At 33.4% G+C, this 19,144-nt stretch carries 18 protein-coding genes and 1 pseudogene; 14 read left to right on the top strand and 5 right to left on the bottom strand.

Annotation, left to right across the window (positions count from 1 at the left end; translation table 11 throughout):
* Positions 1-49: 49 nt before the first annotated feature.
* Positions 50-382, bottom strand: a complete 333-nt coding sequence (locus GFJ36_RS14445) for a DUF3889 domain-containing protein (protein WP_048547304.1) — start codon at positions 380-382, stop codon at positions 50-52.
* A 144-nt stretch (positions 383-526) separates the two neighbouring features.
* Here GFJ36_RS14445 and sleB point away from each other — a divergent pair, with 144 nt between their 5' ends.
* From sleB to GFJ36_RS14410, 7 genes are all read left to right on the top strand, one after another.
* On the top strand, positions 527-1,306 hold the full coding sequence (gene sleB / locus GFJ36_RS14440) for a spore cortex-lytic enzyme (RefSeq protein WP_048547302.1): 780 nt from the start codon (positions 527-529) through the stop codon (positions 1,304-1,306).
* A 15-nt stretch (positions 1,307-1,321) separates the two neighbouring features.
* Positions 1,322-2,662: a germination protein YpeB gene (ypeB, locus tag GFJ36_RS14435; RefSeq protein WP_087983897.1), complete on the top strand. Its 1,341-nt coding sequence runs from the start codon at positions 1,322-1,324 to the stop codon at positions 2,660-2,662.
* Positions 2,663-2,688: 26 nt separating this feature from the next.
* Entirely contained in the window at positions 2,689-3,285 is a 597-nt protein-coding gene (locus tag GFJ36_RS14430; protein WP_048547299.1) for a YhcN/YlaJ family sporulation lipoprotein, read from the top strand.
* A gap of 107 nt (positions 3,286-3,392) precedes the next feature.
* Complete coding sequence (locus GFJ36_RS14425; RefSeq protein ID WP_087983898.1) at positions 3,393-3,749, top strand: hypothetical protein; 357 nt, start codon at positions 3,393-3,395, stop codon at positions 3,747-3,749.
* A gap of 26 nt (positions 3,750-3,775) precedes the next feature.
* Positions 3,776-4,273: a GNAT family N-acetyltransferase gene (locus GFJ36_RS14420; protein ID WP_087983899.1), complete on the top strand. Its 498-nt coding sequence runs from the start codon at positions 3,776-3,778 to the stop codon at positions 4,271-4,273.
* 109 nt (positions 4,274-4,382) lie between these two features.
* Entirely contained in the window at positions 4,383-5,465 is a 1,083-nt protein-coding gene (locus tag GFJ36_RS14415; protein WP_097890131.1) for an aromatic acid exporter family protein, read from the top strand.
* A 1-nt stretch (position 5,466) separates the two neighbouring features.
* Positions 5,467-6,003 carry a DUF1697 domain-containing protein gene (locus GFJ36_RS14410; protein ID WP_087983901.1) on the top strand — a complete coding sequence of 179 codons (537 nt, stop codon included), beginning with the start codon at positions 5,467-5,469 and terminating at the stop codon, positions 6,001-6,003.
* Between the two features lie 44 nt (positions 6,004-6,047).
* Here the strand turns inward: GFJ36_RS14410 and GFJ36_RS14405 are convergent, their stop codons facing one another.
* Entirely contained in the window at positions 6,048-6,449 is a 402-nt protein-coding gene (locus GFJ36_RS14405) for a DUF2178 domain-containing protein (RefSeq protein ID WP_097890132.1), read from the bottom strand.
* Between the two features lie 210 nt (positions 6,450-6,659).
* Here GFJ36_RS14405 and GFJ36_RS14400 point away from each other — a divergent pair, with 210 nt between their 5' ends.
* Positions 6,660-7,829, top strand: a complete 1,170-nt coding sequence (locus GFJ36_RS14400; protein WP_000025617.1) for a ParM/StbA family protein — start codon at positions 6,660-6,662, stop codon at positions 7,827-7,829.
* A gap of 11 nt (positions 7,830-7,840) precedes the next feature.
* The gene (locus GFJ36_RS14395; RefSeq protein WP_001257747.1) at positions 7,841-8,176 is read left to right on the top strand and encodes a hypothetical protein; all 336 of its coding nucleotides are present in this window, start codon (positions 7,841-7,843) and stop codon (positions 8,174-8,176) included.
* A gap of 118 nt (positions 8,177-8,294) precedes the next feature.
* Here the strand turns inward: GFJ36_RS14395 and mleBCA are convergent, their stop codons facing one another.
* Positions 8,295-9,149 carry a BCA family alpha/beta fold macrolide esterase gene (mleBCA, locus tag GFJ36_RS14390; RefSeq protein WP_157349661.1) on the bottom strand — a complete coding sequence of 285 codons (855 nt, stop codon included), beginning with the start codon at positions 9,147-9,149 and terminating at the stop codon, positions 8,295-8,297.
* Positions 9,150-9,344: 195 nt separating this feature from the next.
* Between mleBCA and GFJ36_RS14385 the strand changes: the two genes are divergently transcribed.
* A complete protein-coding gene (locus GFJ36_RS14385; protein WP_087983904.1) occupies positions 9,345-10,274 on the top strand; it encodes an NADP-dependent oxidoreductase in 930 nt (309 codons plus the stop codon).
* 121 nt (positions 10,275-10,395) lie between these two features.
* Here GFJ36_RS14385 and pdxR read toward each other — a convergent pair whose 3' ends face one another.
* On the bottom strand, positions 10,396-11,829 hold the full coding sequence (gene pdxR / locus GFJ36_RS14380; protein WP_087983905.1) for a MocR-like pyridoxine biosynthesis transcription factor PdxR: 1,434 nt from the start codon (positions 11,827-11,829) through the stop codon (positions 10,396-10,398).
* Positions 11,830-11,975: 146 nt separating this feature from the next.
* Between pdxR and GFJ36_RS14375 the strand changes: the two genes are divergently transcribed.
* On the top strand, positions 11,976-12,893 hold the full coding sequence (locus GFJ36_RS14375; protein ID WP_087983906.1) for a DMT family transporter: 918 nt from the start codon (positions 11,976-11,978) through the stop codon (positions 12,891-12,893).
* Between the two features lie 46 nt (positions 12,894-12,939).
* Here GFJ36_RS14375 and secY read toward each other — a convergent pair whose 3' ends face one another.
* The gene (gene secY / locus GFJ36_RS14370; protein ID WP_087983907.1) at positions 12,940-14,244 is read right to left on the bottom strand and encodes a preprotein translocase subunit SecY; all 1,305 of its coding nucleotides are present in this window, start codon (positions 14,242-14,244) and stop codon (positions 12,940-12,942) included.
* Between the two features lie 505 nt (positions 14,245-14,749).
* Here secY and GFJ36_RS14365 point away from each other — a divergent pair.
* The 3 genes and pseudogenes from GFJ36_RS14365 to GFJ36_RS29635 all read left to right on the top strand — a co-directional run.
* Positions 14,750-15,265 carry a DinB family protein gene (locus GFJ36_RS14365; RefSeq protein WP_087983908.1) on the top strand — a complete coding sequence of 172 codons (516 nt, stop codon included), beginning with the start codon at positions 14,750-14,752 and terminating at the stop codon, positions 15,263-15,265.
* Positions 15,266-15,818: 553 nt separating this feature from the next.
* The gene (locus GFJ36_RS14360) at positions 15,819-17,765 is read left to right on the top strand and encodes a bifunctional metallophosphatase/5'-nucleotidase (protein ID WP_097890133.1); all 1,947 of its coding nucleotides are present in this window, start codon (positions 15,819-15,821) and stop codon (positions 17,763-17,765) included.
* A gap of 893 nt (positions 17,766-18,658) precedes the next feature.
* Positions 18,659-19,144 (top strand): annotated as a pseudogene (locus tag GFJ36_RS29635) (M4 family metallopeptidase); the annotation flags it as partial.

Here is a 19,144-nt window from a genome sequence, read left to right as displayed (position 1 = left end):
TGAAAGAACCCGCACTGTTTAAAATATAAACAGTGCGGGTTCTTTCATTTTATCTACTCGTCTTCTGAAATGTCATCTTTATAAATTTATCTGTCTTCGTTTCAAATTCTACATCAACAAAAACACCATATTCTTTTCCATCTTCACGTAGCCACAATTTAAATTTTTCAACCGTTATTTGAACGGTTTTCGGTTTTCTACCTATATGAAGGTAATCAATAATCTCCGCTTTTGGGTATTGTTCTTTCGTCTTTTCTACAGCAAGTTTCCCCCATTTGGCATACGGAGGCTGCGCATGAACAATTGATGGGACAGTATATATATTTGAACATGTAGTTATGAACAAAATGACGAGTGCGATACGCTTTAACAATTTTTTCATGATGAACTCCTTTTATATTTTTTTATATTGTTTACATATTTTTTCAACGATATGAGTTTGGATTTTTTTGTCTTCTTTACATAAAAGCGAGGCTTTTACAAAACATAACCAAGAAATCATTTCCGTAATTAAGGAGGGAAAATCATGCGTCAAAAAGCTATTTTTAAAATAGCAATTTTACTTGCATTCATAGGACTATCTTTGATGGTAAGTAGTATACAACTAAAAAATGTTGAAGCTTTTTCTAATCAAGTCATTCAAAGAGGAGCATCTGGCGAAGATGTCATTGAACTGCAATCTCGTTTGAAATATAACGGATTTTATACGGGAAAAGTGGATGGTGTTTTCGGATGGGGTACATACTGGGCACTTCGAAATTTTCAAGAGAAATTCGGATTACCTGTTGATGGTTTAGCTGGAGCTAAAACGAAGCAAATGCTAGTAAAAGCAACGAAGTATGACAAGTCAACAGCGAATAAAGGAACGACAACGAATAAAGGAAATAGTGGTGGTACTGCACAAGAAAATAAACCATCTCAAAATAAAGGGACAAATGTTCCAAATGGTTATTCTCAAAATGACATTCAGCTTATGGCAAACGCAGTATATGGAGAATCTCGTGGTGAACCGTACTTAGGGCAAGTTGCAGTAGCTGCGGTTATTTTAAATCGAGTTACAAGTGCATCATTCCCAAATACCGTTTCGGGTGTAATCTTTGAGCCAAGAGCATTTACAGCGGTAGCAGACGGACAAATATATTTAACGCCAAATGAAACAGCGAAAAAAGCTGTATTAGATGCAGTTAATGGATGGGATCCAACAGGAAATGCATTGTACTATTTCAATCCAGATACCGCAACAAGTAAATGGATTTGGACTCGTCCACAAATTAAAAAGATCGGGAAACATATTTTCTGTAAATAGAGCGGAGGTGGAACTATGTTACGAGGTATTATAATCGTATTATTAACAGTCGGTGTAGTTGGAACAGGATATTGGGGCTACAAAGAACATCAAGAGAAGAATGCAGTATTAATTCGAGCAGAAAATAGCTATCAACGTGCGTTTCATGATTTAGCATATGAGGTTGATTTATTGCACGACAAAATTGGAACAACACTCGCGATGAATTCACGTGCATCTTTATCACCTGCATTAGCAGACGTATGGAGAATAACATCTGTAGCTCGTTCGGATGTAGGACAACTGCCTTTAACATTAATGCCTTTTAATAAAACGGAAGAATTTTTAGCAAATATCGGTGATTTTAGTTACCGTGCAGCCATTCGTGATTTAGAAAAAGAGCCGTTAAATGATCAAGAATACAAAACGTTGGAAACTTTATATTCAAATGCAGGCAATATACAAGATGAACTAAGAAAAGTACAACATCTTGTTTTGAAAAATAATTTACGCTGGATGGATGTTGAGATGGCACTCGCATCAAATCGTGATCCTGCAGACAATACAATTATTGATGGATTAAAAACAGTAGAGAAAAACGTAACATCGTATTCATCTACAAACTTCGGACCGACCTTTACAAGTGCACAAAAAAATAAAAAAGGTGGATTTGAAGCGGAAGGAAAGGCAATTTCTAAAGATGAAGCGGCGAAAATCGCAAAATCATTTTTGAATTTAAAAGGAAATGAAAAAGTAGAAGTTGAGAAAAGCGGAAAAGGTGCGAAAGAATCTTTCTATAGTGTGAAAATAAAAGATCCAGCAACGAATAATGAGTTTTATATGGATATTACCGGAAAAGGCGGATATCCAATTTGGGTTATGAATAACCGAGAAATTAAAGAACAGAAAATTAGTTTAAACGATGCAGGAAGTAAAGGTTTGAAATTTTTAAAGGACCACAAGTTTAATAATATGGAGCTTTTTGATAGCTCACAATATGATAACGTTGGTGTATTTACGTATGTAGTAAATGAGAATGGCGTACGAATTTATCCAGAAGCAATTCAAATGAAAATTGCTTTAGATGATGGTTCTATCGTTGGTTTTTCTGCAAAAGAATATTTAGCATCACACCAAAAACGAACAGTTCCCTCAGCAAAGCTAACTGCAGCAGAAGCAAGAAAGAAAATCAATCCAGATGTTAAAGTTATGGAAGAACGTAAAGCCGTAGTTGTAAATGATTTGCATAATGAAGTACTTTGCTATGAATTTGTAGGTACTTTAGGGAAAGATACGTACCAAATTTTCATTAATGCAAATAGCGGAGCAGAGGAAAAAGTGAAGAAAATGCAAGCTGTTGAAAAAATTTATGATTAAACTTTAATAGTAAAGTGGTGAGAATAATGAAGATCTTAATATATATGTTGATGCTTTGCTTTTTTATAACAGGATGTAGTATTGGAAAAAAGGACAATCCAAACGAAAAACCAGAGCAAAAAAATGTTTCGACGAAAAATGTTAATTATACAAACAAACCAAATAAGCCAAATGAAAAAGCGGCGGACCATTTAGCATCTTTAGCCGCAAGTGTGCCAGGTGTGAATGATGCAACAGCGGTAGTTGTGGGGAAATATGCTATTGTAGGTATTGATGTAAAAGCGAAACTCGATCGAACTCGCGTGGAGTCCATTAAATACTCTGTAGCAGAAAGTTTAAAAAACGATCCGGATGGTGCTAATGCAGTCGTTGTAGCGGATGTTGATACGTATGAACGACTCAAACAAATTGGAAAGCAAATTAAAAAAGGAAAAACAGGTGAAGGTATACTTGATGAGTTAGCAGCAATTGTTGGCCGAGTAATGCCACAAGTTCCAAATGACATGATTGAAAATCGAGAAACGAATCCAATTAAAGATAATGATAAACAATTACCAAAAGATGAAGAACAAGAACTAAGAAAAGAACAGAATGACCAATCAAATAATCATTTGAATAAATAAAGTTAACCCCGTACTTAATTGTACGGGGATTTTTCAATATAATATTTAATATTCAGTTTATTTTTAAGGGAATATATGGTTTAATTATGGTGGGAGGGACAACTGTTATGATGAAAAAAAGCGCATTAATAGTATGTAGTTTATGCTTAGGTTTCAGTATGACAGCGTGTGAACAGAAGAAAGAAGTAAAAAAACAAACAGCGACTTCTTCTACTGTGTTGGAAATTGAGAAGAAAGAGTCTATCAATATAAAACATTTCTCGAATATAAATGAAGGAATGACTTATATTGAAGTGAAAGATGTAATTGGTTTTGAAGGTAATTTACTTATAGAAGAAGGTGTAGAAGATTCTACACAAATTAAACAAATTTTTTCATGGAAGGGAAGCGATCCAACTTCATTAGTTGAAATTACCTTTTTAGATGGAAAAGTGCATTCAAAAGCGCAGCAAGGTTTAAGTTAATAAGTTGAAAAATGGGAGAGTTTAGCATGAACATACATACAGGGGAAATTCAATTAGTTCCGTATAAGGAGAAGTATAAAGAAGTTATACAAACATTTACTTTACCAAGTGAACAAGTTCAATTCACATCAGATCCAGGTGAATTATTGGAGAAAGCAAAAAGTGATCGAACAAAAAATGTGATTGTTATTTTAGATTACAATGGGGTACCTGTTGGTCTTTTCGCATTGCAAACAGGGGATAGAGTACAGGAGTTCACAGACAATCAAGATGCTTTACTTTTAACTTCGTTTTCTATAAATCACAATAGACAAAGAAGAGGATACGCTAAAAAATCATTGGCATTATTACAAGAGTTTGTAAAACGTTATTTCCCGATAAAAAATGAGGTTGTACTTGCTGTGAATGAAAAAAATATTCCTGCACAAAATTTATATGAAAAAGTCGGCTTCCAAGATAAAGGCTTTAGAAGAATGGGACCAATCGGTCAACAAATTATAATGCATTTACCTATCATGAAATAACGAGAAGAAAAACTTACTCTTGCATAACAAAGTAGTAAGTTTTTTTATTTAGTACGATATATAATGTAGATTATATATATAAATGAAATAGAAATGAAGGAAATACAAAATGAATCAAGTTAGAAAATGGAATATTGTTGGAGGAAGGGTGATAAAAAACGGAATAGCAGTTTTTCTTACAGTTCTAGTTTGTGAATTTTTCAATATACCCACTATTTTTGCTGTCATCACGGCTATTGTAACGATTGAGCCAACTGCAACGGATTCTATAAAAAAAGGGCTAATTCGTTTTCCAGCTTCAACAATTGGATCGGCGTATGCAATGACTTTCACATTTTCCCTAGGTCATCAGGCTCTTTCTTATGCGTTAGCAGCGATGTTTACAATCGTTACATGTCAAAAACTAAAGTTACATGCGGGAACGTTAGTCGCAACATTAACTGCTGTTGCAATGATCCCTATTACGGCAGATCATTATTTCACTTCATTTTTAATTCGATTAGCTACTACATCTACTGGTATTATAGTATCTACTTTAGTGAATTTTTTCATTTTGCCACCACACTACCTTAAAACCATTTCGGGATGTACAGAGGAGCTATTTGTTAAAACAGCAAATATTATGGAGGAATGGCTTAATGCATTAATTGAAGGGAAAGTTATAACGAAAGAGACAACTCATAATCTATCTAGTTTAAATTTATCATTACATAAAGCGGTACAATTTGTTCAATATGAGCAAAAAGATTGGAAATATCATCGACATACAAAGAAGGAAATGAGAAGCTTTTTAGCCATGCAGAAGCAACTCCATATATTGCAGCAAATTATTTACCATATAGATAATTTAGCTCGAGCACCAATTGAAACATGGGACTGGTCACAAAATAAAAAAGAGATATTACAGCGAACGGTTCATTCTGTAATTTCTATATTAAGAAATAATTGTAATGAAATAGATGAAGAACATTTTAAACTGATTGATGAATTAGACAAAAAATTTTGGGATTATAAAAATGATTTAGGACATTGTAAACCAAATCAATATCATCATCACTTTTCAAGCGAATCTATCATTTTGTTTGAGGTATTATCTATACATGATATGTTAGAGGAATTAAAACAAATATCCGAGAAATATGAGAGTGAAAATCAACTCAATTGTTCGGCTCATTTAAATGGGGAGGATTGATATGACAATTTATATTACATTACTAAGAGGAATCAATGTAGGCGGGCATAAGGTAATCAAAATGGCGGATTTAAAACAAATGTTTGAATCAATAGAGTTAAAACAAGTTAAAACATATATTCAAAGCGGTAATATCGTGTTCGAATCTGAAAATGATGTTGATTTTTTAAATAAACGAATACAATCGGAAATTAAAAACGTTTTTGGTTTTGATGTTCCAGTCATGTTAAGAACACATGAGGAATTTATAAATATGATAAAAAGATGCCCCTATGAAGCCGATTCATTGCTAGAAGGTGAAAGTATACATGTTGCTTTCTTAGCAAACGAACTTTCTGAAAAAGAAAAAGATCAGCTGCTTATGCAAAAAAATGAGACTGAAGATTGCTATATTCATGAAAAAGTTGTGTATTTATTTTTCAAAAATAGCATTCGAAATTCTAAATTAATGAACCAGTTTCAGAAGTTACATACACCAGCTACAGTAAGAAATTGGCGGACTGTGAATAAATTAAAAGCGATAGTTGAGGGTATATAAATATAAAAAGGTGAGATTTTCTGTATATAGAAAATCTCACCTTTTTATTTATATTGTTTTGCGACTATAAGTTCGACGATAGGATAAATAAAGAATGAAGAACAAAGGGCGATAAAAAGAGGAAGATTCTTTATTTCATCGAGTAATAGGAATTCAAATCCTTCTGATAATAGTAAAACAAAAAACATAAGACATATAAGTACAAAATAAGCAATTTTAAAACTTTTATATTGTATTTGCTGTCCCATTTCATCTTGGCTTTCTTCCGATACTCCGTTTGGATCTCCCCACGTAATATGATTGATGAGGTAGCTAATTATTATTGCACTTGCGAAGATTGTTCCACCTAAAATCGCACCTTCAGAGATGTATTTATAGACTCCATGTATAAGTACTCCAAGTAACGATAAAACGATTGTTAGTAAAATGTAATTTTTGCGATTCATATTAGAAATGACACCTCCATAGATGTAAAAAACTATTTACATCTATAGTATAAAATTGGGAAAATTTTATGTCAAATACTTTTTACACAAATGGTGCAAGAACATGATATTTTGTTTTTATGATTAATAAAAAATTACATTACATTTGAATGTAAAAGAATGGGCTCGCATATATTTGGAAGGGATGTCAGATTAATTTAGGGGGTAGTTATGTCTATTCTATTAAAAGCTGGTGCTGATGCAGGAAATAACGGTTTGAAGTTAATGGTGAAAGGGCAAGACCCTATTTTTATTCCGAGTATATATTCTTTATATATAGGAGAGCCTACAGGATTGTTAGATGAGAGTGATGTGTCATTATCTGAATTAGAAAATCACATTGACGTGACCATTAGTTCTCCATCGCTAATGTTAAATAACGTGCGGTATATCGTTGGGGAAAAAGTCATTCAAGACCAATTAAAAGGCACTGAGGTTGAGAAGAAATCAAATAAGTCAACTGATGAGTTAATGGTTATTACAATTCTATCTGGTTTAGCAGTAAGTGCTATGCGTCAAAGTCCAACTTCTAGTCATATTAATATTCGTTATGATTTATCTGTTGCTCTTCCTATGCAGCTTATTACACAAGAAATAGCTGCGGAAAATGCGAAACGTTATATGGGCAATCATAAGGTTGTGTTCCATTATCCAAACGGACGTGATGTGACAATTAATATTTCAATCGAATATTGTAAATGCCTACCTGAGGGCGCTTCTGGTACGTGGGGCATTGTATATGATGAAGAAGGAAATGTAGTGAAACATAAAATAGAATGTGAACAAAATCAAGTTTCAGAAATTGATTTTGTTGATAAAACTTTATTGTCTTTTGATATTGGTGCAGGGACGACAGAAGAAGTAGTTTCACTAGGTGTGAACTTTAGACCACAACTAAGTAAGGGCTTATCATACGGTGTGAAAGAAACGTTACTACAAATTATTACAAGATGGAATCGGAAGTATCCAACAAAGACGATTGATAGTATTACAGAGTTTAACCAAATTTATTTAAATGAAAAGCACCCAAGAAATGCGTTACTAGTTGAAGAATCACAACCAGCATTATTAGGTTTAGCAGCGCGTGTCGCAACAGATATCATAAACAAAATTGATGACATGAAAGACGATCCATACGTATTTATTTATGGCGGGGGCGCAGTAATTATTAAAAACAGTTTAAAAATGATTTTAAAACAAAAAGGACGACTAACAAATGTAATCTTTGTAGATAATCCATTATTTACAAATGCACGTGGATTATTAGTCTACACTTGTTCGCCAAAATATAGAGAGCATAAGCAAAAAGAGTTAGGATTTACAAACTTAACGATAAGTTAGTTGGTGGAAGTATGCGATCTAGGCGATATAAACGTGGTGATCGAGTAAAAATCAATATTCATAAATCAGTATCACCTGAAATGATTGCATGGCTGAATAAACAATCAAACCCAACCAATTTCTTTTTCTTTGCAGCGCAGCAACTCTTTAAACAAGTAGGAGATATTGATGTGTCAAAAGCTATACCAAGTAGCCATGTTTTCTCATTATACGTGGAGCCATCATCTTTATTAAAGGTCGAAGTAAATCCCTTTAAAAACGTGCCACTAGAAGCTAATAAATCCACCGATAATATAAAAAAAAAATCATGGGAATCTGTTGATCAATTAGATTGTCCGTTTTTTTAAACATAGAAAAAATAAGTATTGCCCACCACTATACATACGGATACAGTGATGGGCTTTTTTACATGTAACGAATAGAAGGGGCACAAATTATGGTGTGCCCCTTCTATTCGTTATTTATCTATATTTTAGATGTATGTTCAATAACTGCATGAATGATGTCTTCCCAGTCATCAGGATGATTTTCATGTCCTGCGCCTTCAAGGGTTAGTAGGACTGAGTTAGGAATTTCATCAATAAGTGCGAGACCATGTTCAAAAGGGAGTGCAGTATCGTCTGTTCCGTGAATAACTAATGTAGGTGCTTGTATGGAGTGAAGCACACCTTCATAAGCATCATCACCTTGAAGTAAAGCGTGATTAAACATACTTAATAGATTGTTTGCGCGTTCTATTTCTTGTTTTACTTGATTATAGACTCTTTTTTCATCAAATGTTCGTTTGGACCCACATAATAGGCGAGATCCGGAAACTAAATATTTTGCTACAACATTTTTATTTGTCCAATCTAAATGCGTGCCATTTGCGTGATGTGTTAAAATTCTTTCGTCCATCGGAGGTAAATCGCGCGTGTTATTGTCAGAGCCTATCACACTTGTAGCCAGTAATGTTAACGTTAAAATTCTTTCGGGATGTTTTACAGCAGCAATTTGAGTGATCATTCCACCTAATGACATACCGAATAGATGTGCTTTATCAATATGATAAGCATCGAGGACCCCAATTGCATCTTCAGCCATATCTGTAACTGTATAATTGGAAGTTCCAGGCTCATATGTAACAGAGCATCCCACATCACGGTTATCAAAACGAATAACAAATTTCCCCGTGTTAGCTAACTGTTCACAAAACTCTTCATCCCAATAAACCATTGAACACGTAGCACCCATAATTAATAAAATAGCTGGGTTTTTAGGGTTCCCAAAGCTTTCTGTAAATATATCAATCCCGTTTATTTTAAATATCTTTTCAGTCATAGAGTTCTCCCCATTTCTTTTGAATGTAATTGAAAATACAGTTTTGAACGATTCTAAGGTGAGTGTACGTTTTTTTACGGAATTCATAACGCTTCTTACGTAATTACCCCCAAAAATAAGTTTATGATAATTCAAGGCAAAAAATTTTGAGAAATATTTGTATGTTATTAAAATAAATAGTAAGGAGGAATGGAAATGAAAGCAATTGTTATAGATCAATATGGTAATGTTGAAGAATTAAAAGAAAGAGAAGTTATAAAACCAATTGTTAAAGGTAACGAGGTATTGATACGTATTCTCGCGACATCTGTTAATCCTGTTGATTGGAAAATAAGAAAAGGAGACTTACAAGAACAGTTGCGATTTTCATTTCCAATTATTTTAGGATTGGATGTAGCTGGGGTTATTGAAGAAGTTGGGGAAGAGGTAGAGTGCTTCAAAGTAGGAGATAAAGTATTTACGAAACCTGAAAATATAGGGAAGGGCTCTTATGCTGAATTCATTACAGTAAAATCGGATTTAGTATCTTATATGCCTACTAATCTAAGTTTCGAAGAGGCAGCTTCTATTCCTCTTGCAGGACTTACAGCGTGGCAAAGTCTTGTAGATTACGCAAAAATAAAAGAACATGGCCGAGTACTCATTCATGCTGGAGCTGGTGGAGTTGGAAGTTTGGCAATCCAAATCGCAAAATCATTTGGAGCTTTTGTTGCGACAACTGCAAGTAGTAAGAATGAAGAGTTTTTAAAGTCTTTAGGAGCAGATCTCGTTATTGATTATAAAAAAGATAAATTTGAAGAGTTACTATCAGATTTCGATATTGTATTAGATACAATAGGTGGCGAAGTACAAGAAAAAAGCTTTCAAATTATAAAATCTGGTGGTGTGTTAGTTTCGATTGTTCATGAGCCAATTCAAAAAGTAAAAGGGATAAAATCAGGGTTTTTATGGCTAAAACCAAACGGAAAGCAATTAGAAGCATTATCAAAATTAATTGTACACGGAAAAATAAAACCAATTATAAGTAAAGTTGTGCCGTTTAATGAAGAGGGGGTTAGAGAAGCTCATATTTTGAGTGAAGGTCAACATATTAGAGGTAAAATTGTAATGAAAGTCGGAGGATAATGAAAATAGTGGCTTGTAGAGAAAGTGAAGTTGAACTACAAAAAACGCGGAAAAAAATACTATCCAAAAAGTCACATTTTCATTTTGGATAGTATTTCTTATTGGATATGTAATGTTATTTCTATAATATACAGTTTCGTATTGTATCATGTAATTTCTCTAAACCAATCAACATATCTTTTTCATTTAACATCGAGTAGCTAATCCGTAATTGGTTATTACTTATATCTGTATTTAATAGACAAGCTGTTCCTGGTAAAAAAGAGACATCTACTTCATTTGCTTTTTGTAATAAGGTAAAGGGATCTATCGAATCAGGAAGTGTAATCCATAAATTAAAGCCACCATTTGGTATTTCAAATCGTAATTCTTTAAGTGGTGATAACATATCAATCGTTATATCACGTCTAATTTGTAAAGCCGTACGTAATTTTTCTAAATGATTTTTCATACGTTCTGCACGTAAAAAAGGAAGGAGTGCTTTTTGCGTTAATAAAGGACTACCGATATCCATTGAACCTTTTACAGCATACAACCATTCAAAAATAGGCCCATCGGCAATAAGAGATGCGATACGCAATCCTGGTGCTAACGTTTTACTAAATCCTTTTATATATATTACATGACCATTCGTATCAAAATTTTTGATAGGAGAGGAAATAGTAGCACCCTCAAAATATATTTCCCCGAAAGAATCATCTTCAATTATAAAAAACTCATATAGCTCTGCTAGTTCTATAAGTTCCATTCGCCGTTCATTACTCATTACTGTACCTGTCGGGTTCTGGAAAGTTGGATTCGTATACAATAATACGGGATTTTTACTTTGACAAATATCATCGATTAAGTCGGAGCGAACTCCATGATTATCAAGAGAAACTGGTATAATTTTAGCACCTTTATTGATGAAAATATCAAGCGCAGCACTGTAACAAGGACTTTCCACTAATACAATATCACCAGGTTTTAATAATGTTTGAGCAATTAAATCAATTCCTTGTTGTGCTCCGCTTGTAATTAATAATTTAGATGGATCGGTCACTAAATTCTGGTGTTCACTTAAGTAATTTGCTATTTCAACTCGCAGTTCATAATCACCCTGTACTGGCCCATAAGTTGCTAGGATCATCTGGTCTTTATGAAGTATTTTATGCATTTCGTCTGCTAAGAATGGATTTGGCAATAAACGAGGATACAAAATCGCTTGTGAAAAATCGTAATATTTTCGGTGCTGATTCATTGCATATTGAGATCTCATAACATTAATCGTTTTCGTTTGTTGCCATTTGTACGGAATTGGTTTGAAATCTTTCTTTACATGTTTATGTATATAAGCACCTTTTCCTTGCTCAATGCGTATATATTCTTTCTTTTCTAATTGCTTGTATGCTTTACGAACAGTTAATAGGCTAATCTGCAAATCTTCGGCCATAGAGCGTAAAGATGGAAGGAGGTCACCATGTGCAAGCATGCCACTTTGTACTCTTTCAACGATTTGCATATATATTTGTTGGTAATACGGTATGTTGGATTCTTTACGAAGGACAATCTTCATGGTTTCACCTTTTTCGTTTTTATTTTATTAAAGCGAAAAATATAAAGAGAATCAACTACAATTTTAAGTAACTGTTATATACATAGATACACTGTTATACACCATACCTTCTATACTCATGTTAAGAGTAAAAAGGAGGAAGAAAAATGGTCATTTTCAATTATATTTTAGTATGTATTATTTTCGGAACAACATTTTTAACGATAAAAATCGGAATTGAAGCAGGAGCGCCCCCATTATTTTCAGCAGGAATTCGTTTCTTTTTAGCAGGCGTCATTCTGATGATTATATTTAAGTTAAAGCGAAAGGAAATTATGCCACATGTATTTTCAAAACGTATTATATATGCTGGTTTTTGCTTAACGTTTATGACATTTGCTACATTGTACTGGGCGGAACAATATATTTCTTCAGGGTTAGCTGCTGTACTTTCTGCTACGGGGCCGATGATGATTTTATTATTACAGGCAAAGAGACATAAGGAAAAATTACAAAAAGAGCAACTTTTTGCTTTAATTATCGCACTAATAGGTGTTGTTTTTGTTTCTTTACCAGGAACGCACCAAGAAGTAAGTCTCATATGGAGTATCGCTTGTTTTGTTTTAATAATAGGAGAGTTATTTTACGGAATAGGCTCTATTCGCTCAAAAGAAATACTTTCGGATTTACAAAGTGTATCACCATTTCTCATTAATGGTATTCAAATGTTTTACGGAGGGGTATTATTACTAATCGCATCCGTCATAGTAGAACAACCGAATGTATCTGTATTAGCTTCATGGAGTGTACAGTGGCCTATTTTATATCTTATCTTTATCGGCTCAATTGGTGGGCACGGATTATATTATTGGCTCTTATCAAAAACAAATCCTGTATTCCCGTCAACGTGGTTATATGTATCACCGTTAATTGCTATTATTGTAGGATATATCATATTAGGAGAACCTTTAAACCCTACAATGGGAATAGGTGCTTGTTTTATTTTGGTTGGTGTATTTTTAGCTAATCGATCCACACTTCGGAGCTATTTCAAACAAGGGAAATTATTTGAGAAGGAAATGTAGTAGAATTAAAAACACAGTTGGAAAAATAACCAACTGTGTTTTTTACTTAATTTACTTTTTTTATAAACCCTTTATAATGACGTTTCACAAGCTGACTTTCTAACGTCTTCATTGTTTCAAGTGCTACACCGACGATGATAAGTAAGCTTGTACCACCAATTTGTGCAGAAGGTGGTAATGTAGCAATTTTTGTGAATACGAGCGGTAAAATTGAAATGGCACCTAAGAAAATTGCACCGATAAATGTTAAACGGTATAAAATTTTCGTTACATATTGTTCTGTTGATTTACCAGGACGAATACCAGGCACATAGCCATTTTGCTTTTTCAAATTCTCAGCCATTTGTTCAGGGTTTACTTGAATAAATGCGTAGAAGTATGTGAAAGCAACGATCAGACCGACATAAAGCGTCATTCCAAGTGGATGTGCGAAATCAAGATTTGCAACTAACCATTGTGATACGCTTGAATCTGGGAAGAGCTGCGCAATTGTACGCGGCGTCATTAAAAATGCGGAAGCAAAGATAACTGGAATTACACCAGCACTATTTACTTTAAGAGGTAAATGAGTGTTTTTTGCTCCTTGATATTGATTGTTTCCTGAAACAGCTTTTGCATATTGAATCGGTATTTTACGCACAGCTTGTTGAATGTAAATAACACCAACAACTATCGCTAAAATTACGAGACCAATTAAGATCATCTTTATAATGTGCATGAATAATTGATCGCCTGCATTTTGAAATTGTTGCAAATAAATTTGATTCGCAACATTTGGAATCGCCGCAACAAGTCCTGCGAAGATAATCATCGAAATACCGTTACCAACGCCATTAGCGGTAATTTGTTCACCTAACCAAAGTAAAAATGCAGTACCTGCAGTTAAAACTGTCGCAATAAATAAGTATGTAGTCCAGCTTTGATCTGTAATTAATTGTCCACCTGCTATATTATTAAAACCATAAGACATCCCAATGGCTTGTATGAATGCGAGAATGATTGTAAAGTATCGAGTGAATTGAGCTGATTTCTTTCGGCCCATTTCTCCTTGCTTTGCCCATTCCGAAAATTTAGGTATAACGTCCATTTGTAGTAATTGTACTATGATGGAAGCTGTAATATATGGTGTAATACCTACAGCAAAGATTGAGAAGTGTTGCAGTGCTCCTCCGCCAAATACGTTTAGCATACCTAAAACGTTAGCTTGATCTTGTACTTTTAATACCTCTGCGTTAGTATGAGGAACTGGAATAAACGTGCCAATTCGAAAAACAATTAGCATCGCTAGTGTAAAAAGAATTTTGTTTCTTATCTCAGCTACTCTCATGAAATTTGAAATCGTACGAAACATTATGTCGCCTCCTATATTTTTATCAGTTCAAAACTGATGGTTATATCCCGATGAAGTAACCACAAACCTCCTTCCGCATTAAATTCATTTGACAAATGGAATTTTATACACTTTGTAGTTTTCTCGGATATAAAAATATAAGGTGTTTTTTAGCGACCAATAAGCTTTTCGTAATCATTCAATACACATAATATATCGAATAAATTAACAAATGTACATACATACGCATGAAAAATGAATGAATAGGGGCATTTTTTACATTTATTTAATGCTAGATTGATAATTAGGAACGTTTTATGTAGTTGTATTGAAAGGATTCGGTGGAAAGTATTATGGTGTAGCTGCAGCACATGATAACCTCAAGGAAATCTTCAAGGATGTTGAGAAAACTCATATATTTAGTCGTGAATTAGAGAAACAGTAGTGAAGGAAAATCTTTCTTCTATAGAGAATATTTCTAACGCAGGAATCTAAGTATATAGGTTCTAATGAAAGGAGAATTCACATGAATACATTTGTAAAGGACAAATTTTATGAAACGAGAAATCAATTATTTGAGGAAATTACTTTGTTAAGTGATACTCAATTTAATAGAAAACCAGATAAGGATAAATGGAGTATAGCACAAGTTTGTCATCACTTAGTTTTATTAGATGAGAGAGTTATAACGGTTATTTTGTCAGGATTAAAAAAGATGGATAGTTTCCAAAATGAGCGTAAAGAAATTCATACTATTGTATTAGATAGATCAATAAAATTTATAGCACCAGAAATGATTGAACCAAGTATAGAACCATTTGAAGTGCTGCAAATGGTTGATTTGTTAAACGACTCTAGAAAAGCATTGATGCGTTTTCTGAGTACAATAGAAGATGAATCTAAATTGGCAAAAAAATCAGTGATGCATCCAGCTCTTGGAGAATTACTTCTTGATCAGTGGATAGAATTAATCTATTTGCATGAACAACGTCATATAGAACAAATCAAAGAGGTAAAATTGCTTTGTGAAGTTGAAAAGTAAAAATTATTATCTATTTATTGAGCGATTTAGGAAAGCATCAAGGGTTCGAGTGATAAAATATAAGTCCTGATAAGCAGAAGAAAATACGAAACTAGCAGATCTTACTCTTGAATAGGAAACGAATATTCGAAAAAAAACTGAATCCGAATTGTTGTATAAGTGGAACCCCGTCTTAAATGAAGAACGGGGTTATTATTTTTGGAAGTGATCTCAGCATTTTCATTTAGAAGGAAATAAATTAGCAATGAAATCCGAAAATGTAATCAGCATTACACACTATATCTTTAAGTTATAATGATTTCCGGAAATGAGTTATATGTCCATAATTTTGACAGTACATATACATCTACCGTTGGTTTAGCGCTCTTCACACGTTGGAGTAAGAAGTAAATACTATTCTGCTAGGGGGTATATGCATTTTATTCTCTATATTTTCACAGCAGAACCACCTCCAAAATTTTCTTTTGTAGTTGAAGTTTTCCGAATAATAAGTTACATTTTTAAAGTTCAAGCAACTTTATGAAAGTACAAAAAGGGGAGAAATATTGTTATTATGCAAAAAATGAAATGGAAGAACTATTTATGTTATTTTGTTATTTTTATACTTCTTGGAACAGCAGTAACAGTCAAACCATCTATCTCAAAAGCTGAGGAATCTGATATTAATATTACACTGTTAGGTACTGCCGATATTCATGGTAGATTTATGCCTTGGGATTATGCGCTTGATGGTGCAAATACGAGTGGAAGTTTAACGCAGCTTTATACGGTTATAAAGAAGGTGCGTCAAGAAAATCCCAATACCATATTAGTAGATGCTGGGGATACAATTCAAGGAAATTCAGTAGAGTTATTCAATGATCAGCCACAATCGCCAATGATGGTAGCGATGAATGCAATGGAATATGACGCCTGGGCATTTGGAAATCATGAATTTAACTTTGGATTAGATACATTGAAAAAAGTTAGTGAGCAATATAAGGGCAAGACACTAGCAGGAAATATTTATAAGGAAAATGGAGAGCGTTTTCTGCCTGCATATACGATTGTTGAAAAAGGTGGAATTAAAGTCGGGATTATTGGTATGAATACACCAATGATTAGTGATTTTGAAAAAGGGACAGATCATTTGGATGGTTTAGTTGTGAAAAATCCAGTAGAAGAGACAAAAAAGGCAATTAAAGAATTAGAAGGTAAAGTAGATGTAATGGTAGGCGTTATGCATATGGGACTAGAAAATGAGAATGGAATCCCTGGTACTGGTGTTCAAGATATTGCGAATGCTTGTCCGGAACTAAGTGCTATTTTTGCAGCTCATATGCATAAACTTGTTAAAAAAGAAGTTGTAAATGGCGTTATTATTACAGAACCAGATAAATATGGAACACATATCTCACGTATTGACCTTACTTTTACAAAGCAAGATGGAAAGCTGGTTTTAAAAGATAAAACTGCTACAGCTATACCTGTAAAAAATATTGATGGAACAACAATAGTATCTGATCCTACACTTGAAGACACATTGACACCTTTTCACGAGTATGCGAGAGGAGATGCAAATGTTGTTGTCGCTCAATTAAAGGGTAGAAACCTTGTTCCTGAAAATGAAATAAAGAGTATTCCAAGTGTGCAGATTCAAGAGACACCTTTATCAGATTTCTTTCATGAAGTCATGCTCCATTACAGCAAAGCGGATGTAGTAGCCCATCAAATTGATAATGACTATGCACGTTTGGATATAGGTCCTATAAAGAAGAAAGATATTGCGTATAACTATCAATATGCTTTGGGAGAAATTACAGTATATAAGGTAACTGGGAAAGACTTAAAAGACTATATGGAATGGGCGGCAGGGTACTTTAATTCATCTCGTGCCGGAGATGTAACAGTTAGCTTTGATAAAACCCGTCGTGCTTCTAAATACAGTACGAACGATTTCTTTGGAGGCGTAAAATACGAAATTGACTTAACAAAACCCTATGGAAGTAGAATTACAAATTTACGCTCTATTCGTACAAATAAACCAATCAAAACGAAAGATGTTATGACGCTGGGAATGAATGCTTATAGAATGGAGGCTCTTCAGGCGAAAGGTGGAGCTTTAGAGGGGCGTAAGTTTGAACAAATATGGTCATCTAAACAAGAGAATGCATTTGGGGAAACTGGTGGCACCATTCGTAACCTTGCTATTACATATTTAAAAGAGGTAAAGAATGGTATATACACACCAAAAGTTATGCATAATTGGAAAATTACTGGGGTGAATACACATTCTTCAGAGCACAAGGCTGTAGTGGATCTTGTGAATAAAGGGATTTTAGAAATTCCAAAAACAGAAGATGGAAAATATACAAATATAGCATCTATAAATACTAAAGATTCAATTACAAAAGAAGAGATTGTAGCACTCTCACAAAAAGTTAATATTAATCCAAATCAGTTTAATCATGTAAAAAGAAAAGGTGAATTTTACAAAAAACTTAGTAGGATAATTAAATAAATATAAAATAGATAGCTCTCGTGCAAAGAACTATTAAACTTGGACATACCATTATCCTAAAAAAGTCTGTGATCGGTATGGAAATATAAAGAATCAACAATAAAAAGTCCCCTGGATCATTAAACAAATCCGGGGGATTTTTTATTTGAATAATTATGGTTTTATTTCTTACTATGCATATTTATAATATGCTTTAAAAGAACATACCTTGAGCTAATAACATGCAATAGATGTGTCCTTTACTATATTTAAATGGGAGACAAATTAAAGATATTTTTGACAAAATAAAAAAGCCTGAAACTCATATGAGACTTCAGCTATCTCATAACGTTACAATCCATCTTTGCAGCTATAGACATACATAACAACATTATATTAAAAAATCTAAATTGTAGATGCGCTGCTTCACTACAGCATTTATATACTATATACATCATAAAACAAAACACGCACTTTCTTTTTCTTGTTTATCAAGGTCATTAGTATTCATTTGATCCATCTTTATCCTAAATCAACTTCATGTCCGAAATATAAGTTTAAATAAGTAATATAAATTATAAGATGTCCTATAACAATTTTTATTTTAATAGCATTAAACCTACTCTTAAAATAGTAAAGAGTGGGTTTTTATGGTGTTATTTAGATGTAAGGGCACTTTGATTAGAATGAATATAGATAATTAACAACTAACCAATTGGATGAGCGCCTAAAAGAGCTCTTTTTTATTGAAATTAATATACATATATGTGTCGTTCTTTATTTATATCATCGACCACATATATGTAATTTTGCATAATGTTACATAAATTGTGTATTTTCCCTTTTTTTCGACAGAAACAGGAAGTATACTTTGTACAAGCTTTCTATTTCAAAAATTATACGAGGTGAACAAAATGAAAAACAAAAAGACATTAACTAAGGTAGCATTAACAACAGGTTTAGCTTTAACAGCTGTTGCACCATACGGAGTAGGTTATGCAGAGGAAACAGATCAACTTCAAGTTCAAATTCAGGAAGAATCGTTCCGTTCGGGTGAACTTACACAACCGTCACAAAAGGCACCAGAGAATGTAGTAAAAGATGCTCTTAAGGAGAAAACAGAACAAGCTCTTTCTCCAAAGCAAGTCAATGGAGAAACAGGAGTAGATTATAAAGTTCTTCAAAAACGTGGTTCATATGATGGGACTACACTTGTACGTATACAGCAAACATACGAAGGAAAAGAAGTATACGGCCATCAATTAACTGCACACGTAGATAATAACGGTGTTATTAAAAGTATTTCAGGCGATAGTGCGCAAAATTTAAAACAAGAAGAATTGAAAAAAACTATTAATCTATCAAAAGATGAAGCAAAACAATATATTTATACGAAGTAC

Origin of the sequence: Bacillus sp. EE-W1, from assembly GCF_009760835.1 — a bacterium.
GTDB lineage: Bacteria > Bacillota > Bacilli > Bacillales > Bacillaceae_G > Bacillus_A > Bacillus_A wiedmannii.
The sequence above is the reverse complement of the archived record's forward strand: the minus strand, read 5'-3'. Positions and strand labels throughout refer to the sequence as shown.